We start from the raw sequence: 25002 nt of genomic DNA on the forward strand, positions 1-25002 counted from the left end.
AATTAGGCCGCAGCCTTTTGTTCTTTAACCAGTTTGGCAACAGCTTCGCTTAATTGCGCGCCTTGGCCAATCCAGTGATTCAGACGGTCTGCGCTCAGACGTACGCGTTCCTGTTTTTCATTGGCAACAGGATTGTAAAAGCCAACGCGTTCGATAAAGCGTCCGTCACGACGGTTGTGAGAGTCTGCTACGACAATGTTATAGAAAGGACGGTGTTTAGAACCACCGCGAGCCAAACGGATAACTACCATAGTGTATTCCTTAGTGAAAAAATCGAAGTAATTTTATTCTGTCAAGATAACAGAAAATCGCTAATTTTAGTGGGTAATTCCCAGTCTTGGCAAGCTGTTAATGCATATTTGTTGCATATATATTGCTGTGGGTTTGTTTGTTGCTGGATATTTATTTTTCTGACATCTGGGCTGGTGTTGTTTGGGTAAATTATTGCTGTATATGGTTAAAATCCGATGGGGTGTGATGATGTTGGCCAGATATGCTGCTGGTTGTTTGGGGGCTTTTTTATAATTATTCTTATGAAAATCTTGTATTTATATGCTTTTTTCTGATATGTGCATTAGGTTTTTGCTATTTAGGGCTGCATAGCTTGATTTCTTCGCGTATCATAGCTGCCACATGTTTTTGCGGATATCTTAAAAATGAAACAGATTTTTTTGGATTTTGAACAACCTATAGCCGAGCTGGTACAGAAAATTGATGAACTGCGCTTTGTGCAAGATGAATCGGCTGTGGATATTTCCGAAGAAATCGCGCGCCTGAAAAAGAAAAGCGATGATTTAACCAAAAATCTTTTTGCCAAGTTGACCCCGGTGCAGATTTCGCAGGTATCCCGTCATGCCCAGCGTCCTTATACTTTAGATTATATTGATGCGCTGTGTACGGATTTTGAGGAATTGCATGGTGATCGTGCGTTTGCTGATGATGCGGCTATTGTAGGTGGTCTAGCACGCTTTAATGGTGAAAGTGTTATGGTAATCGGCCATCAGAAAGGCCGTGATACTAAGGAAAAAATTCGCCGTAATTTTGGTATGCCTAAGCCAGAGGGTTACCGCAAGGCCTTGCGTTTGATGAAACTGGCAGAAAAATTTCAAATTCCCTTACTGACTTTTATTGATACCCCGGGAGCCTATCCCGGTATCGGAGCGGAAGAGCGTGGCCAATCTGAGGCTATTGGCCGTAATCTGTATGAACTGGCACGGCTGCGGGTGCCGGTGATTTGTACGGTAATTGGTGAAGGTGGCTCTGGCGGGGCGCTGGCTATTGCGGTGGGCGATTATGTCAATATGCTGCAATTTTCTACTTATTCAGTAATTTCACCGGAAGGCTGTGCCTCTATTCTGTGGAAAACGGCTGAAAAAGCACCGGAAGCTGCTCAGGCGCTGGGTATTACAGCTAAACGCCTGCACGAGTTGAAGCTGATTGATACTGTAATAGAGGAGCCTTTGGGCGGAGCACATCGTAATTATCCGGAAATCATGCAACGGGTGAAATCTGTACTTACCCGCCAGCTGCATGAAGCTAAAGGTAAACAGTTGTCTACTTTGTTGACGCGTCGCTTTGATCGTTTGATGAATTATGGTCAATTCAACGGTAAATAAAATTTGTGTCAGTTTATGTGACGATATTGCGCAACAATGGTCAGCCACTATGGCTGACCGTTGTGTTTTAGCCGTAGGCCTTAGTGGCGGGCTTGATTCGGTGGTGCTGTTGCATGCTTTGACTCTTTTGCGCAACAGATTGCCGCTTGAGGTGTCTGCTATTCATGTGCATCATGGATTAAGTCGGTATGCAGATGAATGGGCAGCTTTCTGCCAGCAGTTATGTGCATCTTGGTCGGTGCCATTAAAGATAGTTAAGGTGAATGTGTGTGCTGCTGGCGAGGGCGTGGAAGCTGCGGCACGTAAGGCGCGTTATCAGGGTTATGCTAATAGTGAAGCGGATGCGGTGGTGCTGGCGCATCATCGGGATGACCAGATAGAAACCTTTTTTTTGGGTGCATTGCGTGGTGGTGGTTTACGTTCGCTTTCGGCTATGCCTCTGGTGCGGAAATTGACTGAACGTACAGTTTTGTGGCGGCCGTTATTGCATTTTTCACGACAGCAGCTACAGGCTTATGCTGATGCGATGCGGCTGATACACATTGAGGATGACAGTAACAGTGATTGTGCCTATTTGCGTAACTGGCTGCGTTTGAGTGGTTTGCCGCACTGGCGCGAGCATCAGCCGTATCTGGATACGCAGATTGAAGCGGCGGTAGGGCGGTTACAGGATGAGCTGGCTTTGCTGGATGAAGTGGCTGAAGCTGATTGGGCTATGCTGCATGCACAACAGCAAGGGTTTCAGATACCTTTGTGGCGCACTTTGAGTGCGGCACGACGCCGGCAACAGTTACGCCTGTTTGCACTTAAAAACTGTCTGGGCATGTCAACTGCGGCAGCGTTGACGGAATTTGCACGACAGCTGATGGAAGGTAAAAATGGTGCACAATGGTCTTTGCCCCACGCTTGTGTCATTTATTATGATTCCAGATTATGGATAGATAAACACGAGGCAAACCGGCAATGGCTCTGGTTTGGATTGCTGCCAGTAAGCTGCGGGCAGTTGAGTGCTGCTGACTATCTGCAATGGAAGCGGCATAGTTTTGGTTTGGCAGAAATTGCTGCTGAGTGGACGGTGCGGCAGGCACATACTCAGGATACAATTGTTTTGCGAGGAGGAAGAAAAAAGGTTAAGAAGTTATTACAGGAACGGAAAATCCCGCCTTTTATGCGTGCTGTCTGGCCGGTTTTGTGTGATTCCAATAATCAATGTGTTGCTGTGATTAATGTAGCTGTGGCCACTGATATTGGTGTAGTTAATGGCTGGATGCCGTTTATGGAGGATTTACCTGTCAAATTATAAGTTAGAAGATTGATAATATATTTATCGCAGATTCGGCTGCTGATTAATGCAATAACAATAATTAGAGGATAGCAGTATGCATGATAACCGTACCCAACAGGTTGAAGAACAGATGTTGGTGCGTAAGGCTCAGCAGGGTGATGCGCAGATTTTTAGTTTGTTAGTTAATAAATATCAACGTCGCTTGAATCATTTTCTGCATCGTTTTACCCATGATGAGCAAATAACGCTGGATGTAGTGCAGGAAACATTTCTGAAAGCTTATAAGGCTTTACCACAGTTTCGTGCCGGTAGTCAGTTCTATACGTGGTTATGCTGTATTGGAATGAATACAGCTAAATCTATGGCTGCGGTGTACCGGCGGGAACCTCAGATGATTACTGAAATTGTGGATGACGATGGAGAACTGGTTGATGTACTGGAATATTTGTCTGATTATCAAACGCCGGAAGCGCAATTACTTAATCGCGAACTGATTGATGCAGTGGATGAGGCGATTGATAATTTACCGGTCAATCTGCGTCAGCCGATTATATTGTCGGAGGTCAATGGTTTGACGTATGAGGAAATCGCTCAGGTGATGGGTTGTCCGGTTGGTACGGTGCGCTCACGTATTGCGCGGGCTCGTGAAATTTTATCAGCTCAGATTAAAACCAGATTTGACCGTGAATAGGGTATTGGTTTTGGCTATATCCGGATAGCCCTCATTTGTGTGCAGTGGCTAGGATAACCGAGCAGGCTATAGATATTGCTTTAACTGGATAATTGCAATTTGCATCTGGTCAGTTTATCTTGGTTGCATGCTTATTCATGGCGTGGTTGAAGCAGCAATAATGATGTGTGCCTGTTTTTCATAGTGGCCTATTCTGCCGGTACCATCTGGTATGAAACCAATAGATTTAACCACCCATCCATCAATATTTAATGATTCTCCATGAACAAATCCAGAACTCTAATTGTAATATAACCCAGTAAATGGCTTTCTTTGATAATAATAATGTATCTGATTCATTTTATAATCAAAATATTCATCACTGGTTAACAAACCATAATCAATTTTAATCATACTATCGGCTTGTAAAGTACTATAATCTCGACTAGCAGTAATAATGCCGTCGGTAATTTCGTATACCTGATAAAGCTGATTATCCCGATAATCGCAGGCTTTGCCGGTAAATAAAATATTGTTATAAAATTAGTAATTACTGCGATTTTCTGGCTGATTGAGTTCTATTCTGACTATCGTAATATTAATTCCTTAATCCTTTACGCTGTTTAATCATTAATCTGTCTGGTTGGAATGTGAATGCCTTTTGATTTGGATAGAATGCTACTTTCTCTTTTGTCTCCATTGCTGAAATACATTATTGGTGGGTAGTACTTGATTATGCAAATTTGCTAAATCATCTGCTATGATAAGTTTTGATTGTTGATAATAATATTCATGTAAATAAATTGGGAGTTGATATTAAGATTATCTGGAAGTCTGGATTGTGTTTATCCGGAAGACAGAAATATTGTTCTGAGAACTAATGCTATATATGGGCTGGACTGATTTTGCGGACATAAATGTGTCTGGATTGCTAAAGATGCTATGTAGCTGTAATAACAAGGTTAATCTGTCAATTTTGCTAAGCGTTTGTAAGAGATGGGAAAAAAATTATTCCACTTACTCTTGAATTGTGAACAGCTAACCTTACCTTAATTAGCGAACTGAATTTTACGCCCCGCAATAGATGCGGGTTTGTATTAACCAACTTTGCAGTGCTGCGAGCACTAAAGATGTGGAGAAGATATATGACTATTCGTCCTTTGAATGACCGCGTTGTCGTAAAACGTTTGGAAGCTGAAGAAAAAACTGCTTCTGGTATTGTATTGCCGGGTTCTGCTGCTGAAAAACCTGATATGGGTGAAGTAATGGCTGTCGGCAATGGCAAACTGTTGAAAAATGGTGACCGTCAGAAACTGGATGTTAAAGTTGGCGATAAAGTGATTTTTGGCAAATACAGCGGCCAAACTGTTAAGGTAGATGGTGAAGAATTGCTGGTAATGCGCGAAGAAGATATTTTCGGTATTGTTGAATAAATTATTTATTTTAGATATTAAGATTTTATTGCGTAATTGATTATTAAAGATTAGGAGTTACAAATGGCAGCAAAAGACGTGAAATTCTCTGACGAAGCCCGTCAGAAAATGGTTGCTGGTGTCAATGTGTTGGCTGAAGCAGTAAAAGTAACTTTAGGCCCTAAAGGCCGCAATGTGCTGTTAGATCGTGCCTTTGGCGGCCCGCACATCACTAAGGATGGTGTGTCTGTTGCTAAAGAAGTGGAATTAAAAGACAAATTCGAAAACATGGGTGCTCAGCTGGTTAAAGAAGTAGCTTCTAAAACCAATGATGTGGCTGGTGATGGTACAACTACCGCTACTGTGCTGGCTCAGGCGATTGTAACTGAAGGTATGAAATATGTTACTGCCGGCATGAATCCGATGGATTTGAAACGTGGTATTGATAAAGCAGTTGAAGCTGTTATTGCTGAACTGAAAAACATTTCCAGACCAGTACCAGAAAAATCTAAAGAAATTTCTCAGGTTGCTTCTATTTCTGCTAATGCAGACGAATCTATCGGTGAAATCATTGCCAAAGCCATGAATGAAGTAGGCAAAGAAGGCGTGATTACTGTTGAGGATGGTAAATCTCTGGAAAACGAAGTGGAAGTGGTTAAAGGTATGCAGTTTGACCGTGGCTACCTGTCTCCTTACTTCGTAACCGATGTGGAAAAACAGATTGCCGGTCTGGATAGCCCATACATTCTGCTGTTTGATAAAAAAATCTCTAATATCCGTGACCTGTTGCCAGTTCTGGAACAGGTGGCAAAAACCAGCCGTCCGTTGCTGATTATTGCTGAAGATGTAGAAGGTGAAGCACTGGCTACGCTGGTGGTGAACAATATTCGCGGTATTCTGAAAACTGTTGCTGTTAAAGCTCCGGGCTTCGGTGACCGTCGTAAAGCCATGTTGCAGGATATTGCTATCCTGACCGGCGGTACTGTTATTGCTGAAGAAGTTGGTCTGTCTCTGGAAAAAGCCACTCTGGAAGATTTGGGTCAGGCTAAACGTGTAGAAGTTGGTAAAGAAAATACCACTGTGATTGATGGTTTGGGTGACAAAGCTGCTGTTGAAGCTCGTGTTGCTGAAATCCGTAAACAGATTGAAGTGGCTACCAGCGACTACGATAAAGAAAAATTGCAGGAACGCGTGGCTAAACTGGCTGGCGGTGTGGCAGTAATTAAAGTTGGTGCTGCTACTGAAGTTGAAATGAAAGAGAAAAAAGACCGCGTGGATGATGCTCTGCATGCTACCCGTGCTGCCGTGGAAGAAGGCGTGGTAGCTGGTGGTGGTGTTGCGCTGTTGCGTGCCCGTGCAGCAATTAAAGACCTGAAAGGTGCCAATGCTGATCAGGAAGCCGGTGTGAAAATCGTTCTGAAAGCAGTTGAAGCACCATTGCGTCAAATCGTTGCTAATGCTGGTGATGAACCAAGTGTTGTGGTGAACAATGTGTTGAATGGTTCTGGTAACTACGGTTACAACGCTGGTACTGGTGAATACGGCGATATGCTGGAAATGGGTGTGCTGGATCCTGCTAAAGTTACCCGCACTGCCTTGCAGCATGCTGCTTCTATCGCTGGCCTGATGCTGACTACTGATTGCATGATTACCGAATTACCGGAAGATAAACCTGCTGCTCCTGATATGGGTGGCATGGGCGGTATGGGTGGTATGGGCGGCATGATGTAATGTTGCCTTAAGCACTCTGCTTAGTGATGCAAAAGCCGGATATCAAAGATATCCGGCTTTTGTGTTGGCTATAGGAGTATTGATTTAAACATTGAAAAGCTTGTATGAGGCAGTGAATGTTTACGTCGGCCGAAGTATTGGCTATTAAGATGTAGTGCCGTTTATTTCAGAGAAATATAATGCTGATATTGTTATCTATTCCAATATCAGCATTATTTGCTATGTTGATTTATTCATGTAAATTAGGTGCTTTCCTGTTGGAAGTATTGTAGATACTGATAGATATTTTCGACACTGATTTGAGTCAGATTCTGCTCAGCGCAGAATTGTTGCAAATCATGACCTCTTTTCAAGGTTCCGTCGTCATTCAACAGTTTACACAGGATAGCCACCGGTTTAAGTTTAGTTAATTTGACGGTTTCAATGGAAGCTTCTGTGTGTCCGCGTCAGCTAGACAGGCCATCAGGATGTGCAACTAATGGAAAAGCATGCCCTGAGCTGATGACATTGGCGGATTTGTATATTGGGGAAATAGCTGCTTTGATGGTGGTTATTCTGTCCTGAGTGGAAGTACCGGTGATGATGCTATGTGTGGCTTCGATTGAGGCAGTAAAGTTGGTGTGGTACAGACTTTGGTTTTTTCAACCATAGTTGATAAGGCCAGTTTTTTCGCCAGATTATTTTCAATACATAGACAGACAATATCGTTGTCATGGCGGATAAGTATAGCCATGATGGGCATGTTAATCATTTTAACAGCAATAATTAAATCAGTTTCATTTTCTCTGTTGGCATCATCAGTAATGACAATAGGTTTGCCATGCTGTAGGTCAGCGATGGCTTTTTTTGCTGGGTATGATATGGTTAGACGTCATTAAGTGAATTAATTGACGTCTTCTGGAAGTTTCTTTTTTCTTCCGGGTTATTAACGTTAGTTTAGCTTGGTTCTAAATCTGCCTGAGTAGGCTTCTGGGCTTGTAAAGTTACTTACCACCAATAGGAAGTTTTACCTTTCGCAGAAAAGCCTGATGAATTAGCATTTCTGCCTTTGATGGCGGTATGCTGCTACACAGAATGGTGCTGGTTGGCAAAGAGAATAAAAATTTATTTATCTGTGCAATTGCAAAGCTTATTTAACTAGTTCAACACCGCGATTGGCCAGTTCATCCGCTTTTTCATTGCCCGGATCACCGGCATGACCCTTTACCCAGTGCCAGTGTACCTGATGCTTGTTCACTTCAGCATCCAGTGCCTGCCATAATTCAACGTTTTTAACCGGCTGCTTTGAGGCGGTTTTCCAGCCACGTGCTTTCCAGTTGTGAATCCATTCCTGCATGCCGTTTTTGACGTATTGAGAGTCAGTATAGATGTTGACGATGCAGGGGCGTTTCAAGGCGGCCAGCCCCTGAATCACTGCGGTTAGTTCCATGCGATTATTGGTAGTATTGGCTTCGCCGCCAAAGAGTTCTTTACTGTGTTGACCTGATTGCAGAAAAGCACCCCAGCCACCTACGCCGGGATTACCTTTGCAGGCGCCATCGGTATACAGAGTTACTTCGCTCATATTCATAGGCTATTTTGCAAAGGGCTAACTATATCATGTCTGGGGCGGTAAAACTTTGCCGGGATTGAGAATGCCCTGTGGGTCGAGGTGGTGTTTTTGTGCCCACATCCATTTGATTTCTGTGTCACTGCGTACTCGTGGCAGCCAATGATTTTTTAGCTGTCCAATACCATGTTCGGCAGCAATGCTGCCATGATGGTGTAACACTTGTTCATATACCAGTTGGTTGATGTTGTTTTCGTAGTGATAGACATCATTACTGAGAATATCGGCAATAAACACATTGTAATGCAGGCTGCCGTCGCCAAGATGACCAAATAGGATGGTTTTGGTTTGTGGAAAGGTTCTGGCCAGTTGTTGCTGGCAGTTTTCGACAAAATCAGCAACATGTTCGATTGGTATAACAATATCGTGTTTGATGCTGGCACCCAAACTGCGTTGTGCTGCGGATATGTTTTCGCGTAATGTCCACAGGTGCTGACGGTCGTTTTCTGACTGGGCAATCACGGTATTGAGCCAGTTGCCCTGTTCGAGCACGCTGATTAAGGGTTCGGTTAAATCCTGTGCAGGCAGGCTGTCGCTCAGTTCTAGCAGAATATGCCAGTTGGCGCTGGTGGGTTCGCGTAGCTGGCTATAGCTGGCCGACAGGCTGAGGGCATCATGACTGATTAATTCATAACTGGAGAGGCGTTCGGCAAAGTGGTTTTTCAATGCAGATAGCAGACTGGTAGCAGCGTGTATATTTTCTATGCCAACCCAAGCTGTTAATACGCTTTGCGGTGGTGCAAACAGCTTTAGTGTGGCCGCGGTGATGATGGCCAGTGTACCTTCGCTACCGATGATTTGTTGGTGCATTTCGTAGCCGCTGGTGTTTTTGTGCAATGGATATAGATGGCTTACCAGGTCGCCGTTGGCCAGTACATATTCCAGCCCCAGTACTAAATCGCGCATGGTGCCATAACGTACTACATTCAGGCCACCGGCATTGCATGCAATGTTGCCTCCAATCTGGCAGGAACCTTCGCTGGCCAGACTCAGTGGAAAGTAGCGGTTGGCATGACGGGCTGCGGCCTGAACTTCAGCCAGTATCATGCCTGCTTCTACAGTAATGGTGTTGTCAGCCAGATTGAGCTGGCGCATGCGATTGAGTTTGCTTAGTGACAGGATAATCCCTTTACCGGCAATAGAGGCATGGGGAGTGGCACCGCCACATAATCCGGTATTGCCGCCCTGCGGGGTAACGGGGATATGCTGCTGCTGGCAATAGCGCAGGATATTTTGCACGCTGTTTACGGTATGGGGTTGTAATACGGCAAAAGCCTGTCCATGATACCGGTTGCGCTGGTCGGTACAGAACGGGGCGATGAGTCCGCCATCGGTGAGGATGTCGCTGGGTGTAAGTATCTGCCGCAATTGGGCAAGGTGAGTAGTGGTTGACATAGCGGTTATCCCTGTAGATGCGAGAGGCTGATTGTACGGCAACTGGCACTGCTGGCATGGTAAATATACGCTGTCAGGCAAGGTTTACAGTACAATATTGCTATTGTGTAATATTAGTTAAGGAAGTGGCATGTATTTTGTTGATCGTAGTGCAGTGGTGCTGAAACCTGCTCAGGCTTTTCTCGACTGGCTGCAAAATACCAGTGATGATTTGCCTGATTTAACTCTGGCTCAGTTACAGAGTAATTGTACTACGTTGCTGGTGCCGGAATTTGAAACACCGGAACAGGCAATTGGTTATATTGGTGAGCGCTTTAGGCTGATTTTTGAGGCAGAGCTGTCTGCCTGGGAAGTTGACCGCAAGCTGTGGCCGGCAATGGATATTGACCAGTTCTGGAATTTTTTCACGGTTGAGGTACATGATATGGTGCTGGATCTGGTAGATACCGATTTGCAGATATCACCGGTTTATGGTGAAGTGTAGGCGCGCTGTCTGATGCTGGCCTGTGTTGTGCGGTTGCGACCGTCTTTTGGTGCTCAATGTCTGGCTGTGGGGATGCACGGGCTGGCATTGGGTGTCATTGTACTGTATAGCATCGGCTGGCAACGTTTATTGTGGCTGCTGGCGTGGCTGTTTTCTGCTTTGTGGGCAGGCTATGGTCTGCGCCAGAATAAGGTAAAACGGATTGAAATCAGCCAACAGGGACAGGCCAGTTTGGTGCTGATGCATCGTAAAACTGCTATACCGGCTATTCTATGTTCTGGCAGTATGGTCAGGGCAAAGCTGATGGCCTTGCAGTGGCAAACAGCCAGAGGTAGTGTATACCAGCTTTTGTTGCCCGATATGATGGATGCGCTGGCATGGCGACGTTTACAGGTATGGGTGCGCTGGTGTCAGCCGCATAAGGCTCAGCCGGTTTTAAGGCAATCAATTTTAAATAAGGTAATTCATTGGTTCAGGCTGAAGGATAATAATTAGAATAATGACAGAAAAATTTCATGCCACCGGGTTGGCTCAATGGTTGCAACATCTGGAAAACGGTGTTGCTGGCGGGCAGATTGAAATGGGGCTGGCACGGGTAGAGGCCGTTCGTGAACGTATGGGTTTACAGCCACAGTGCCCGCTGATTGTGGTTGGTGGGACTAATGGCAAAGGTTCGGTATGCTCTTATCTGACTCAGATTTATCATGAAGCTGGCTATCGGGTCGGCACGCTGACCAGTCCGCATTTGTTGCGTTTTAATGAGCGTATTGCCATTAATGGGCAGGCAGTTGCTGACGAGCTGATTGTCACTGCGTTTGAACGCATTGAGGTGGCAAGGGCGGATACAGTATTGACCTATTTCGAATTCAATACGCTAGCTGCGGTGGATATTTTTGTGCAGCAGCAGGTCGATGTGATGGTGCTGGAAGTAGGGCTGGGTGGCCGGCTGGATGCGGTGAATATATTTGATGCCGATGTTGCGGTGATCACCAGTGTTGATGTGGATCATGAGGCATATCTGGGCGACACGGTAGAAAAAGTGGCGTTTGAAAAAGCAGGTATTATGCGTTGCGGAAAGCCGGTGATATGTGGCCAGTTGCCAGTGCCGCACAGTCTGGTGGCGCATGCAGATGCGGTGGGGGCAGATTTACTTCTGCTCAAGCGCGACTTTGATTACCGCAAACTGGAAATGCAGCAGTGGTCGTATCGTTTTCATCCGCAATCAAGCAGGTTGTATACTGGTGAACATGCCCGCCATGCGTTACCGATACCGGTATTGCGTGGGAGTTTTCAACTTAATAATGCAGCCTGTGCGTTAACAGTGCTGGAGTGTCTGTCTGAGCGTCTGCCGCTGGACATTGGTGCGATCAAGCGTGGTTTGTTGCGTGTGCGCCATCCAGGGCGGTTTCAGATATTGCCCGGCCAGCCGCTTACTGTGCTTGATGTGGGACATAACCCGCACGCAGCACGTGCATTGCGCAGCAGTTTGATTGCTTTGCCTTATGCAGAAAAACGCATGGCTGTATTTAGTATGTTAGCGGATAAGGACATTGATACAGTTCTGGAAATTGTTAAAGATCAGTTTGACTGTTGGCTGATTGCACCGCTGGCTTTACCGCGCGGCATGACTATAGAGGCATTACAGCAGAAGTTTAGCCAGCATACTATTGCTGCTGTGACTGCTTATCCTTCTGTTCAGGATGCTTATGGGGCAGCTTTATCACAAGCGAGTAAGAATGATAGAATTGTGGTATTTGGTTCGTTTCATACGGTAGCAGAGGTGATAGATGTACCACAGTGGGAAAATTTGAAATAGAAACGAATGGGATAGAGGAGGTGATAATTTATGAATGCGCAGGAAAACTATGAACAGCTGAAACGGCGTAATCGCCGTCGTTTGGTAGGTGCATTAATCATGGTGGTCATTGCCGCCATTTTGTTGCTTATTATGCTGAACCGCCGTACGCCACAGCCAGTACCAGCTCCGCAACTGGATATTCAGGCGGCTTCTGCAGTAGTGCTGGAACCGGTAGACAATGTGCCTACCTCTGCTGTAACAGTGCCTGCTGCTGGGGTAAACACTATGCCAGCAGCTTCGGCTGTGTCTGAACATGAGTCTGACAGCATTATATCCAGACCAGTACCATTATCGCAGACGACGGTACAGCATTCGAAACCTGCTGAGACAGTGACACCAAACGAAGCCCCAGCCACAACACCTGCCCGTGCTCAGGCTAGGCAGCAGAATGATGTTATTTCTGCAAATACTAGACCATCTGTGCATCCATCCAAACCAGTAGCTGAAAGGGCAGTCACCAGTGAACCCGCTGACAAAAAAAACATAGAAACGAATCGGCAGCATAATACACAGACAGCACCAGACTCCAGAACCAAAGCGGCTATAGCCAAGCCAGCAGGAACAGTAGAGAAAAATGCACCGGTGCAAGTGCCTACGGCAACAAACAGCCAAGCCCGTACTGAAGCAGTGGCGAAGCCGGCCAGAAAAGCCCCCGCTGCTACTACAAGCGGAAAAAACAGTGAAGCTGTAAGTACTGCTGGAACGGCAACAGCACCTAAAACCATAAATAAAACGCCTGCTACGGCAAAACCGGCTACTTCTGCCAAAAATACAACAGGTGCAACAAACAGTACCGCAGCTGGCAGACTAACACCGCAGCAAATACTGGAAAATAAGGCTGCCGTTGCTATGACCAAAAAAACTGTATCTAATCAGAATAGCACTAGTGCTACTTCTACCAACACCAGTAATGTGGCTGTGGAACGTACCGTGATTCAGATTGGTGCCTATACCACAGAAGCACAGGCCAATCTGGTACAGCAAAGGCTGGCTGTTGCTGGTGTGCCCACCAGTATAAGCGCCAGTCAGACCAGTAAGGGTACGCTGTATCGGGTGCGTAGCCGTGTTTATAATAGCCGCAGTCAGGCCATGCAGAATCTGGATAAAGTGCGGGCAGTGGGACTGGATGGACTGGTAATTGGTTTATAGGAAGTTAATACTGGCATGACCCTGTTTGATGTTTTGGCTCTTGGCTTGATTCTATTGACAACGCTGGTTGCGATGATGCGTGGACTGGTAGGTGAAATAGCTTCATTACTATGCTGGGTTGTCGCATTTATCGGGGCAAAAGTACTGGCCGTGCCTGTGGCCGATATGGCTTTTAGCAGTATGCAGCCGCGGGCAGTGGCCGTTTCTTTATCTTTTGTGCTGGTATTCGGGGGGGTATGGATCGTACAGCGGCTGTTGCGTACCCTGATTACTTCGGCATTGCAAACCATGGGGCTGGGCGGGGTCAACCGTACTCTTGGTGCCTGTTTCGGAGCCGTTAAGGGTGTTATTATTGTTACTTTGGTCGTGCTGATATGTGCTTTTACCGATTTGCCGAAGTCGTCAGTTTGGCGCAATTCAGTCACCGCAGACATGTTTGAGCGACTGGCGATGCTGGCAGTGCCGTACTTGCCACCTTTTCTTGCTGATAAGCTGAATTCGCCGTCGGTATAACGGTATGAATAAAGGTAACCAGATACAACGCGCGTTTTTAATTATAAAAACGCGCGTATTTATTTGTTTTGAATGGAGAGAATGATGTGTGGTGTATTGGGTATTGTTGCGCATGAACCGGTAAATCAGCTTTTGTATGATGGCTTACAAATGCTGCAGCACCGTGGACAGGATGCTGCCGGGATTGTTACTGCTGAAGGCACAATGTTTCATATGCATAAAGGCCGTGGCATGGTGCGTGATGTATTTCGTACCCGCAATATGCGAGAGTTGGTTGGTAACATTGGCATTGCCCATGTTCGCTATCCGACTGCTGGTAATGCCAATTGTAGTGCTGAGGCGCAGCCATTTTATGTCAATTCGCCTTTCGGTATTGTGCTGGCACACAATGGTAATTTAACCAATACCGAGGAGTTGTTCAAGAATGTCTGTTTTACAGATTTGCGCCATGTCAATACTCGTTCTGATTCGGAAGTATTGCTCAATGTGCTGGCTCGTGAGCTGGAAAATCAGGTGGGCAATCGCACTGCACTGACACTGACAGATATTTTTGCTGCCGTGGCCACTCTGCACAAACGTGTGCATGGTGCTTATGGCGTAGTGGCACTGATTGCTGGCTATGGTTTGCTGGCTTTTCGTGATCCATTTGGAATTCGGCCACTGTGTCTGGGCAAAAAAGTCGAGCACGGACATACGGATTATGTGGTGGCTTCTGAATCTGTGGTATTTCCGAGTCTGGATTTTGAACTGGTGCGTGACGTGGCACCCGGTGAGGCCATTTTTATCAGTAATGAAGGGCAACTGTTTTCACAGCAGTGTGCTCAGGAACCACATCTGATGCCGTGTTTGTTTGAATATGTATACTTTGCCCGCCCGGATTCAGTGATTGACGGGGTATCTGTGTATCAGGCACGATTGAATATGGGCGTTACGCTGGCGGAGAAGGTAAAACGGACGCTGGATTTACAGGATATCGATGTGGTTATGCCTGTACCGGATACCAGCCGCCCCAGTGCGATGGAGCTGGCACAGCATCTGAATAAACCCTTTCGTGAAGGATTATTTAAAAACCGTTATATTGGCCGGACATTTATCATGCCCGGACAGGCTGTGCGCAAAAAATCAGTACGACAGAAGCTCAATCCAATGAACTATGAGTTTAGTGGTAAGAAAGTTCTATTGGTAGATGATTCAATTGTGCGCGGTACCACCAGCCGTGAGATTGTAGAGATGGTGCGTGAGGCGGGGGCAACAAAAGTTTACTTTGCATCTGCGGCACCGGCGGTATTGTTTCCCAATGTTTATGGTATTGATATGCCTACCCGTGAAGAGTTGATTTCCTATCGCCGTAATGCAGAGCAGGTGGCTGCTGAAATTGGTGCAGATGCGGTGGTGTTTCAGGATTTAAGCGATTTACAGGCGGTGGTATTAAAACTGAATCCGCAGATTGAGGGCTTTGACAGCTCGTGTTTTGATGGGCGCTATATCACTGCTGATGTGGATGAAACTTATCTGCAACGCTTGTCTGCGAATAAAAATACACTTGATACTTCTTTTGTGGTACCCAGTCTGATTGAACACAGTGTTAGCGTGCAGGAAGATGAAGACGAAGAGGAATAAGCTGGCACCAGTATCTGAATCTGGTCAAATATATTACTGCTGCCCGATTATGTAGGCATGTTGCAAGCTGTCTGCTTAGCCACAGTAATATTTGTGGTATTTGGCTAATTGATTTAATTGCGCATAAATTAAATTGCCATAATCAATATGATGAAAAAGTAAACAACAGGTAGACAATTGAAAAGCAGCCATAGTGGCTGCTTTATTTGTGGAAACCCGATAATAACTATTTTGGTTTATCCAATTATGGCTTAGTAATCAATAATCACTTTCATGGCTTTTTCATCTGCGGCATGCTTGAATACATCATAAGCTTTTTCCAGCTCATTAAAGTGGAAATGATGGGTAGCCAGTTTTTCCATGGGCAGCTTGCCTGAACAACAGGTCTTCAGCAGCATACCGGTAGTATTGGCATTGACCAAACCGGTGGTAATGGTGAGATTTTTAATCCACAGTTTTTCCAGCTCGAAGTTAACTGATTGCCCGTGCACGCCAACATTGGCCAGATGGCCGCCTTCTTTCACTACGCGTTGGCAGATATCCCAAGTAGCACTAAGCCCTACAGCTTCCATGGCGCAGTCTACCCCGCGGCCATTGGTGAACTCTAGCACACGCGCCACCGCATCTTCTCTGGCGGAATTGACAATCTGGTTTGCACCAAGTTCTCTGGCCATGTGTAGACGATTATCGTCCATATCAATCATGATAATCTGGCTGGGTGAATACAACTGCGCGGTTAATAAACAACTCATACCTACCGGGCCAGCACCGACAATGGCCACTGTGTCACCGGGTTTGACATCACCATATTGCACGCCGATTTCATGTGCAGTAGGCAGGGCATCAGACAATAGCACAGCAACGTCTTCGTTTAAATCTGCCGGTAATCGGTAAAGAGAGTTATCAGCAAATGGCGTGCGCACGTATTCAGCCTGTGTGCCATCAATCATATAGCCCATAATCCAACCACCACCACTTTGACAATGTGCATAGAGTTGTTTCTGACAGTTTTCACACACACCACAGCGACTAACACAGGAAATAATGACTTTATCACCTTTTTTGAAATTTTTAACACCTCTGCCTATTTCTTCAACAATGCCAATACCTTCATGCCCTAGTGTACGGCCATTGAATTTTCCCTCTTTCTGGGTTGCGGTTTGTTCAATTTCTGGATTTTTGCCTTTCAAAATGCCCAGATCAGTACCACAGATGGTGGTTTTAATTAAGCGGATAACTGCATCAGTGGGTTCGATAATTGCCGGTTTAGCGCGTTCTTCGAATCGTATGTCGCCAGCACCGTAGTACACCATTGCTTTCATACTCTTTACTCCTTTAATTATTAAAAAGTCATTCTGATATCTATAGTAACAGAATTACCAGTCTCTTTACCGATTGTAATGTAAAGATATCAATATAATAAATTTCATGTTGGCTGTTGGTGCCATGCTGAGCGAAAGATTGATCAGATTGTTAGTTTGGCTTGAATCTTAGCCGTTTACACTGATAGCTACCTATATTTGTCTTAATAAAGTATTTGCAGATGTGTTAAAACTACTGTTGTCTGGAGAAATATACTGCTGTGGCCAGTCTGGGCACAAAAAATATCCGTGGGTTTAACACGGATATTTTTTATTCAGCAATCAAATTATTTTGTCTGACACCGGTTTGCCGTCCAGACCTTCCATCATGTCCGATAATTCATCGGCGTGGTCTTCTTCTTCGGCCAGAATATGTTCCAGCATCCGTTTGGTAGTGGTGTCATAATCGCCGACATACATAATTGTCTGCCGGTACAGGTCAATGACAATGCGCTCTGCAATCAAATCTGATTCCACCATATCACGCAAGGTTTTGCCTTCGATATATTCGGTAGGTGAGCGCTGAATAAAAACATCAGGGTTCAGATCTGGTTCGCCGCCTAGTTGGGTAATGCGTTCAGCTAGCATGGCCGCATGTTTCTGTTCCTGCTGGGCGTGTTCCATAAATTCTTCTTTTACTGCATCCATAAACAGGCCGCTAGCCATATAGTAATGGCGCAAATAACGCAGCACACATACCCATTCTGAGGCTAAAGCGATATTAAGCAATTCAACTACCCGCTCAACATCCAGTTCATAGGTTGATGTTACCGCACCATCCGCATAACTTTTGCGTGCGTTGGCACGCAATTCTTCGGTAGTGCTGAATTTAATGTCACGTTTTAGTGGTTTGCGTTTGTTCATGTTTATCTCCTTAGTTTATATGAGTAGCTATCGGTTTGTTGTCCAATGTTCCATTTGTAAGGTAGCTGATTACATAAGTTGTTGTCTATGCAATTATTTTTAATATAGGTAATAGTTAGATGAATATAATTGCATAATGTATATTTATACGTTTTTCGTTTTAATATTTAATATTTAAGGTGAAATAAAATTAATTATTCTCAAATAATTATTTTTGCTATAAGTAAAATATAGCATCAAATTATTGTTTTATTTGTCTGTCTGTTTTAATTGTTAGTAACAAATTTATTGCAATTGCTTGAAAAATTGCAGATGCAGCCAAGCTGATATCAGACGCCAGAATGAAACGGTAACGGACATTTTTTCAGGTGTAAGTTTATCATTTAGCAGTACGAATAATACTATGGGATATTAGATATAATAAATTAAATTTTGTTTGATTAATAAATATAAACCAGTAAATCAGATGTTTGGCTAAGGGATTATGCTCAAAATTAAGAATACTGGCAGAAGAATCTAATCATTGTTTTTAAGCCGCTCAAAAATAACGGTACCAATGAAATATAAATTTTGTTATTAATCAAATTAGATAAAGAAAGACAGCCAGTTATGGAATATTCAGCCTTGATACTCAATTTGATAGTTAGTGCTGTTTATTTTGCTTGAATAGCCTGTGGTGGCGGTGATGTATTTATGTAGTAGTACTATGAGCACTGTTAGTTTATTACATGCTTCATGTTACCGAGTGACAAACACTAAATACTCATTTTGCGCCACCAATGCAGGTCATTCTTTTTTCGTTGTTATATTCTCTTAGTGATTATTTAAATTCTGTTGAGCATCCGGTTTATCATAGACACCAAAGTGGTCAACAATTGTACTGCTGGCTTTATTCAGCCCTAAAACTTCTACTTGTGCGCCTGCTCGGCGGAATTTAATCACAACTTTATCTAAGGCTGCTACAGCGGTTATATCCCAGAAATGTGCTTGGGTAAGATCAATTGTTACCTTTTGTACAACTTCTTTAAAATCAAATGAACTGATGAATTTTGCAGATGATGCAAAGAATACTTGTCCATACACTGTATAAATACGTTGCTCCCTGCTGGGGTGCTCAGTCTTAATTTGAAGGTAATGGGCAACCTTATTGGCATAGAACAATGATGCCAGTAATACCCCCACAAATACGCCGTAAGCAAGATTGTGAGTAAATACGACCACAACCACGGTAGAGAGCATAACAATATTAGTTGAAAGTGGATACGATTTAAGATTCTTGATTGAGTCCCAGTTAAAGGTGCCAATTGAAACCATAATCATGACAGCAACTAATGCTGCCATGGGTATTTGGCCTACCCAGTCTTGTAAAAACACCACTAACAATAAAAGTACAGTTCCGGCGATAAGTGAGGATAAACGCGTCCGCCCGCCTGATTTCATATTAACCATTGATTGACCAATCATCGCGCAACCGGCCATACCACCAAAGAAACCTGTGACGATATTGGCGATACCTTGCCCCTTGCACTCTCGGTTTTTATCACTGGGTGTATCGGTAATATCATCCACAATGGTTGCGGTCATCATCGACTCTAATAAGCCAACAATCGCCAATGAAATGGAGTAAGGCAGAATAATTAATAGTGTATCTAGATTAAAAGGAACATTCGGGAGTAAAAAAGTAGGTAAGCTTGTGGGCAGGGTGCCCATGTCTCCCACTGTTCGTATATCCATTCCAAAATACATATAGATACCTGTCAGGATAAGAATACACAGTAGTGGGGAGGGAATAATTTTCCCTAATTTGGGAATATAAGGGAAGAGATAAATAATACCAAGCCCTGCGATAGTCATCGCATAGACATGCCATGTTACGTTAGTCAGTTCGGGAAGTTGGGCTAAAAAAATCAGGATAGCTAATGCATTGACAAAACCGGTTACCACAGAGCGGGAAACAAAGCGCATTAAATTTCCTAATTTAAGAAAACCCGCAACAATTTGAAAAATACCACATAAGATGGTCGCGGCCAGTAGATACTCTAGCCCATGCGCTTTAACCAGACCAGCAATTAATAACGCCATTGCACCGGTCGCAGCAGAAATCATACCAGGGCGACCGCCTGTAAAAGCCGTAATAACCGCTATACAAAAAGCTGCATACAGCCCCGTCTTGGGGTCAACACCGGCAATGATTGAAAAAGCAATTGCTTCAGGAATAAGGGCAAGTGCAACGACGAGCCCAGATAGAACATCATTTCTGATATTGGAAAACCATTCTTTACGTAAGGATTGCATTGAATTTAATCACCACTGAAAAAACGAAAGAGAATTACAGCGTGAAGCAATGCATTTATTACGTTATCAAAATTTGATAGGAAAAAACATGACTTCTGTGCATCACGCGAGTAATTGTAATTATTTTTGATAGAAACAACTCGCAATAAACTACACAGCTATACTCCGAAATTAAATTTATTTAATTATACTAATAAAATTTTAACAATTAGACAAGGTTAATTTCCTGATTTTGGTTAATGGTATAGCCATAGCTGATATTCAATCGGGCAGTTTATATCAATATGGTTATATGGAACGATTTAAGCGTACGGATTGCCCGACAGTATTAAATTTATATCTTTTTTAATAATTTAAAGCAGATAAGGAGTGCAATCGAAGAATGGCTAATGGTTTATAACACCGGAAGACTTCATGAGGCACTAAATAATATGACACTAAATATCTCACACACTGAAACACGCAGCGTAATTTTTTGCGTAAATTATGTACTAAGAATGGCATAGTTATAAACTGAATTCCGGTTATCCCGGAATTCAGTTTATATAATCAAATAGCTAATAATTTATGCTATTATCAAAAACGAATATTCAAATTCGCTTTGGCAGAATTACTATGCCAATGATTACCATTTTCATACTGATATTGTATACCCGCATTGATATTTCGGCCGATTTGTATATTACTACCTACCGCTGCATTCCAGCGTGTTTTGGCCGAAGACCATCTGCCGGCTTTTTCATTGCTATGCATACCTGCAAAACCGCCACGGGTAGCATAATCTCTGTCCTGAAAATCATGCTCAACTCCTACTAAACCAAAGATACTATACAATGTATCTTTGATATTAAAGCGGTATTGGGTTAATAAATTAGCTGTACCTGCTATTATCCCTTTATCCAGTTTTCTGGCGTGCAAACCAAATCCGTGCGCGCCATCTTCTGTAAAGCTGTTTTGTTGCAGATAGTCATATCTCATTCCCAATTGTGGTGTGAGCGTTAGTCTGTTTAGGTTAAATGGCTTACCGCCGTTAACTACCAGTTGCCATAAATTCCCTTTGACTTTGGCACCGCTCTGCTCAACTTTTTCTCCTAACCATATCTGATGATTAACATCGTTGGAGAAACGGTTATAGCCCAAACTACCGGTAAGGAATGCACCTTTCCATGCATCTGGTGCATAGAACGAACCAATCATCAAACCATTGCTTTTGATATTAGCACTAGCATCAGGTTCATTCCAGCTCGAATTCTGGAAAGTATAGGCTATAGCTCCGGATAAACCATTACCGAAGTTTTTGCTGGCGCCCAATATACCACTATTGGTATTTTGTTTACCTTTGATTCCGGATGGGTTCCAACGATTTTTAGAATGGTTAAATTCAACAATCGCTTCAACTTTATCTGAAGGGTTCTGAATAGATGACATAAAATCATTATTCAGCTTGCCCATTGCCAATGTATTCACCACATTAGCATTGCTATATACCGCTCCCGATAAAGAATATAGCGACCGCTTCAGGCTTTGCGCTGATTGTACATTCTGGATACTAACAGCACCTTCCACTAAATCCTGCTTTTGTGTATCCTGTAGCTCAGACATCTGCAAGCTATCCAGTTGGGTAAAGGTTTTATCTACCGCATCGGCTGCCGCTTGAATCGCCTGATCTGCTGCGCTGTATGTTAAAAGATGATTGGCTAAAACAGCTGTACGCGCAGGAATCCGAGTAATATAAAAGTTAACATTATTGCTGTCATAAATGGTTCTGCCATTTAATAATATATTGGCGGATAATTCAGTTTTATTAAATTTACCATGGCGTTGATGAGCATTTATTACTTTAACCTTTGCTCCTGTCTTTGGGATAAAGCCAGATTTAAGTGCATCAAAATACAAACGTCCGGCCAGATCTGCTCTACCATTGATGGTGGTTTTGCTACCTAGATTGGTTTGGAAGGTGGCGTCTGCTGTCTGTGTAAAATCACCATTAATGGTGGCATCACGGCTTATGAAGGTACCTTCATTCTTAACAGCTCCAGTGCTACCCTTAACCTGATAGGTACCGCTATGAACAATGTGTGCTTTTGATTGATTGCTGCCATCTAAAGCCAGCATACCTGAATTTATCTGGGTTTTACCCTGATAAGTATGTTGCCCCTGCAATATCAGTGTACCGCTACCATTTTTAATTAATCCGCCTTTTCCGCTAATATCATTACTGAATATATATTGCCCGTTAGTCACATTGGCAGAGAAATCACCAAAAGCAAATTGTGCCGGACCATTAACTGCTTTACCGATATTTAACAATCCCCAGCCATAAACAGAATCCACGCCCTCGGCACCAAGGTCGGTAGCAGTGGTGAGTAAGGTGGTACGTAAATTGTTATTGGTCATCCATGGGTATTTTTGTTTCACCAATACGGCAGCACCTGTAACCTGAGGCGCTGCAATTGAGGTACCTGCCGGGGTTGAGTATGGTAATGAATTAATATTATCACCAGGCTGTGCTTCTAGATTAGCCGTGTCAACTTGCCAATAAGCAGCCATACACCATTCTTTGGCGTCACCACAACGATTAGAACGTTTATTAATGTTATTATCCCGATCTACCCCAGCTACTGCAATCCAGCCTTTTTGTAATTCAGGCTCAATTAATGGAAACAATTTGCGAATATCCGGCTGGTCTTGACCGCTATTACCTGCTGCCCAGATAAAAAGCATGTCGTCTTGTACCAGCGAAGTAACCTGACCAATATAAGATTTTCCTTTAGCGGTAGCATTTATAGGATTTAAATATTCATTAGCATAATTAATATATTTTTGCTTATTATCTGCATAATTGCTGCCATAGCTATTATTAACAATTTTTACTCCCGCCTTATTAAGAGCATGAAATGCACGTAATGCAGCACCATATCCATCTATGAAGCCTGGAGTACTGTAAGACACACCAGCGACATGTAAATTAGCGTTTGAAGCTATTCCCAATACCCGACCATTAACATTTTTACCTGCTAGTACTAATGCTACTATATCTCCGTGGCTATGCTTACTCTGGGGAGGATGATGGGTACCAAATTCACCCAGATTAACTGTATTTTTAGGTAATGCTGGATGTTGAATATGAACTGGTAGATCAACGATTCCCACCTTTACCCCACGACCATCAAGCCCCTGATCACGTGCGTCTTTTAAATTTAAACGATCAGCCTGTTGATTGTTACCACCATATCGATTCTTACTTAATGGTACCTTTTGGGCACGTTTGGAACTATCAAACTTGGAGGGGTCATCCGAAGGCATTGGAATTCTAATCGACTTAGGTGAATACATAGATTCAGGCGAATCAATAGGTTCAGGTGGGTCGATAGGTTCAGACGGGTCAATAGATTTAGGCAGGTCAATAGATTTAGGCAGGTCAATAGATTTAGGCAGGTCAATAGATTTAGGCAGGTCAATAGATTTAGGCAGGTCAATAGATTTAGGCAGGTCAATAGATTTAGGCGGGTCGATAGATTTAGGCGAGTCAATAGATTCAGCCGAGTCGATAGGTTCAGGCGAGTCAATAGATTTAGGCGAGTCAATAGATTTAGGCGAGTCAATAGATTTAGGCGAGTCAATAGATTTAGGCGAGTCAATAGATTTGGGCAGGTCGATAGATTTAGGTGGGTCGATAGGCTTGGGTGAAGGCTCTACTAGTGAAGGTAATTCCGGTTTTGGTGATGGTATAGGTGGTGTACTTTCGGCACCACTTCCTCCTAATTTGCCACCAGTGTTTGTAGAATGCACATGTAAATGACTTTTATGTTCACTACAGGCAGTCAATGCTATTGAAACAGCAATAACCACTGCTTTAAGCATCAATTTAGAATATTTCATACTGATTATCTCCTTAATTACAAACAATTGTTTGAATCAAAATAAAAAATCTTTAAATAAAATATCATATTTTAATGAATTATAATTCCCAGGTTTTTCTATAATTTTCCTCGTTTTAGTGCTCATATGTTATTGATGTTAACATATATATATATTTATTTACAAATTAGGCTAAATTTTTATTAATTGATAATAAAAATAGTATAAACAGCAATATAAAAAAACAAGGCTGTATGATGGTGTTGGCAGAATATGACAATTGTGATCAATTTTTGCCTCCAGTTAATTAAGCGGATTCGATTCAGAATTAATAGCAGCTTGCTCGTTGTGTTAATTGGCGCTGCTGGCAAGAATATTTGCTTTGTCGAGCTATGCGTTTGTTTCATTCTTCACTAAGGTATTTAGCTGAATAGGATAGGGGGCATTCCTGAGCTGTCAGGAAAATGTGCAGCTCTTCGAGCATTCAGCGAAATTTGGCTATGGGCTATGGTAGTGGGTACAGGCTGGTTTTGTTGCTGATATTGCTGTACTTTTGTCTGCCAAGTGTCGATGAGTGTCTGAATATCGGCCTCGCGCTCAGCATCACATACGGGGTTGCTGTCGTATTTGTCCATGCGTTTGAGCATGGTTTGCAGGTATACGGGCAGGTGCGACCATTGCTGCCAATAGGTGGTGCTGGTACAGCCGGGATAAATCAGGCTGTTGCGGTGCGGGCGCAAAATCTGGATTAATGGATATTTGCTTTGATGGCTGTAGAATTTGGTATAAAACAGTGTGGGTGGTAGGGCATAGAGGTTGGCGTCTTCTGTTATCGCAGGTTGGCGGCCGCGCGCTTGTTTGAACTGTTGTGACCGGCTATTGAGGTTGTGCCCGCTGGCCAGTTCTGTGCTGCTATCATCAAGTACTTGAATGTTGAGATAGCAATGTGCTGGCAATTGTTGTGTGTACCTCTGTTCGATGTCGAGCTGGCTGAGCAGGGGCATATCGCCGGCCTGGCTGGTAATGGTGTGTGTCAGCCGAGGACGCAGGGGAGTATTGATGTCGGGATTACTGCTAAGAAAAGTGGTGACGAAATCGGGTACGGATGTACGCAGATGTGTTGGATTTGTTTGTGCTCTACTTTGATGAATAATTGCAGTTTTTCGTGAATCATACAGGGTACGAACTACTCAAGTCGCGCTGATGCGGTTGAGTAGAGGTACAGTTACAGTAATACCATTAAGCAGGGGATAAAGAGTAATAAGATTGGGATTGGCGA

General features: G+C 43.6%; 20 protein-coding genes and 1 pseudogene. 12 read left to right on the forward strand and 9 right to left on the reverse strand.

The features are described 5' to 3' along the window. Positions 1–2 precede the first annotated feature (2 nt). Positions 3–251, reverse strand: coding sequence for a 30S ribosomal protein S16 (gene rpsP / locus MJ764_RS02115; RefSeq protein WP_025331153.1), 249 nt, complete (start codon positions 249–251; stop codon positions 3–5). 405 nt (positions 252–656) lie between these two features. Here rpsP and MJ764_RS02120 point away from each other — a divergent pair, with 405 nt between their 5' ends. The 5 genes from MJ764_RS02120 to groL all read left to right on the forward strand — a co-directional run bounded on the left by MJ764_RS02120 (position 657) and on the right by groL (position 6714). Next, positions 657–1616: an acetyl-CoA carboxylase carboxyltransferase subunit alpha gene (locus MJ764_RS02120; protein ID WP_239324217.1), complete on the forward strand. Its 960-nt coding sequence runs from the start codon at positions 657–659 to the stop codon at positions 1614–1616. Beyond that, entirely contained in the window at positions 1594–2919 is a 1326-nt protein-coding gene (gene tilS, locus MJ764_RS02125; protein WP_239324219.1) for a tRNA lysidine(34) synthetase TilS, read from the forward strand. Before MJ764_RS02120 ends, tilS begins: the two co-directional genes overlap by 23 nt. A 76-nt stretch (positions 2920–2995) precedes the next feature. Next, a complete protein-coding gene (locus MJ764_RS02130) occupies positions 2996–3592 on the forward strand; it encodes a sigma-70 family RNA polymerase sigma factor (protein ID WP_239324221.1) in 597 nt (198 codons plus the stop codon). Positions 3593–4716: 1124 nt separating this feature from the next. Then, positions 4717–5004: a co-chaperone GroES gene (groES, locus tag MJ764_RS02135; RefSeq protein ID WP_239324223.1), complete on the forward strand. Its 288-nt coding sequence runs from the start codon at positions 4717–4719 to the stop codon at positions 5002–5004. A 63-nt stretch (positions 5005–5067) separates the two neighbouring features. Then, entirely contained in the window at positions 5068–6714 is a 1647-nt protein-coding gene (gene groL / locus MJ764_RS02140) for a chaperonin GroEL (protein WP_100091008.1), read from the forward strand. A gap of 242 nt (positions 6715–6956) precedes the next feature. On the opposite strand, the pseudogene MJ764_RS11555 reads toward groL, so the two are convergent. The 3 genes and pseudogenes from MJ764_RS11555 to MJ764_RS02155 all read right to left on the reverse strand — a co-directional run bounded on the left by MJ764_RS11555 (position 6957) and on the right by MJ764_RS02155 (position 9718). Beyond that, a pseudogene (locus tag MJ764_RS11555) lies at positions 6957–7576 on the reverse strand (3,4-dihydroxy-2-butanone-4-phosphate synthase). A gap of 267 nt (positions 7577–7843) precedes the next feature. Beyond that, a complete protein-coding gene (rnhA, locus tag MJ764_RS02150; RefSeq protein ID WP_420853912.1) occupies positions 7844–8278 on the reverse strand; it encodes a ribonuclease HI in 435 nt (144 codons plus the stop codon). Positions 8279–8311: 33 nt separating this feature from the next. Further along, positions 8312–9718, reverse strand: a complete 1407-nt coding sequence (locus MJ764_RS02155; protein ID WP_239324227.1) for an FAD-binding oxidoreductase — start codon at positions 9716–9718, stop codon at positions 8312–8314. Positions 9719–9848: 130 nt separating this feature from the next. On the opposite strand from MJ764_RS02155, the gene MJ764_RS02160 reads away from it, so the two are divergent. From MJ764_RS02160 to purF, 6 genes are all read left to right on the forward strand, one after another. Continuing rightward, positions 9849–10202: a hypothetical protein gene (locus MJ764_RS02160; protein WP_239324228.1), complete on the forward strand. Its 354-nt coding sequence runs from the start codon at positions 9849–9851 to the stop codon at positions 10200–10202. Positions 10203–10214: 12 nt separating this feature from the next. Continuing rightward, complete coding sequence (locus tag MJ764_RS02165; protein WP_239324230.1) at positions 10215–10697, forward strand: protein YgfX; 483 nt, start codon at positions 10215–10217, stop codon at positions 10695–10697. A 4-nt stretch (positions 10698–10701) separates the two neighbouring features. Beyond that, positions 10702–12018, forward strand: a complete 1317-nt coding sequence (folC, locus tag MJ764_RS02170) for a bifunctional tetrahydrofolate synthase/dihydrofolate synthase (protein ID WP_239324232.1) — start codon at positions 10702–10704, stop codon at positions 12016–12018. A gap of 30 nt (positions 12019–12048) precedes the next feature. Then, the gene (locus MJ764_RS02175) at positions 12049–13209 is read left to right on the forward strand and encodes an SPOR domain-containing protein (protein WP_239324234.1); all 1161 of its coding nucleotides are present in this window, start codon (positions 12049–12051) and stop codon (positions 13207–13209) included. Between the two features lie 15 nt (positions 13210–13224). Continuing rightward, positions 13225–13722 carry a CvpA family protein gene (locus MJ764_RS02180; protein WP_239324236.1) on the forward strand — a complete coding sequence of 166 codons (498 nt, stop codon included), beginning with the start codon at positions 13225–13227 and terminating at the stop codon, positions 13720–13722. An 84-nt stretch (positions 13723–13806) separates the two neighbouring features. Further along, positions 13807–15342 carry an amidophosphoribosyltransferase gene (gene purF, locus MJ764_RS02185; protein ID WP_239324540.1) on the forward strand — a complete coding sequence of 512 codons (1536 nt, stop codon included), beginning with the start codon at positions 13807–13809 and terminating at the stop codon, positions 15340–15342. Between the two features lie 251 nt (positions 15343–15593). Here purF and MJ764_RS02190 read toward each other — a convergent pair whose 3' ends face one another. From MJ764_RS02190 to MJ764_RS02200, 3 genes are all read right to left on the reverse strand, one after another. Continuing rightward, complete coding sequence (locus MJ764_RS02190) at positions 15594–16664, reverse strand: zinc-dependent alcohol dehydrogenase family protein (RefSeq protein WP_239324238.1); 1071 nt, start codon at positions 16662–16664, stop codon at positions 15594–15596. Between the two features lie 321 nt (positions 16665–16985). After that, positions 16986–17567, reverse strand: a complete 582-nt coding sequence (locus tag MJ764_RS02195; protein WP_239324240.1) for a ferritin-like domain-containing protein — start codon at positions 17565–17567, stop codon at positions 16986–16988. Positions 17568–18380: 813 nt separating this feature from the next. After that, positions 18381–19862: a SulP family inorganic anion transporter gene (locus tag MJ764_RS02200; protein WP_239324242.1), complete on the reverse strand. Its 1482-nt coding sequence runs from the start codon at positions 19860–19862 to the stop codon at positions 18381–18383. A 338-nt stretch (positions 19863–20200) separates the two neighbouring features. Here MJ764_RS02200 and MJ764_RS11560 point away from each other — a divergent pair, with 338 nt between their 5' ends. After that, complete coding sequence (locus MJ764_RS11560; RefSeq protein WP_369127169.1) at positions 20201–20368, forward strand: integrase core domain-containing protein; 168 nt, start codon at positions 20201–20203, stop codon at positions 20366–20368. Between the two features lie 70 nt (positions 20369–20438). On the opposite strand, the gene MJ764_RS02205 is transcribed toward MJ764_RS11560, so the two are convergent. Then, positions 20439–23744, reverse strand: coding sequence for a S8 family serine peptidase (locus MJ764_RS02205; protein WP_239324244.1), 3306 nt, complete (start codon positions 23742–23744; stop codon positions 20439–20441). Positions 23745–24145: 401 nt separating this feature from the next. Next, the gene (locus MJ764_RS02210) at positions 24146–24727 is read right to left on the reverse strand and encodes a DUF3418 domain-containing protein (protein WP_239324245.1); all 582 of its coding nucleotides are present in this window, start codon (positions 24725–24727) and stop codon (positions 24146–24148) included. Positions 24728–25002 lie beyond the last annotated feature (275 nt).

The organism is Snodgrassella gandavensis, from assembly GCF_914768025.1.
GTDB lineage: Bacteria > Pseudomonadota > Gammaproteobacteria > Burkholderiales > Neisseriaceae > Snodgrassella > Snodgrassella gandavensis.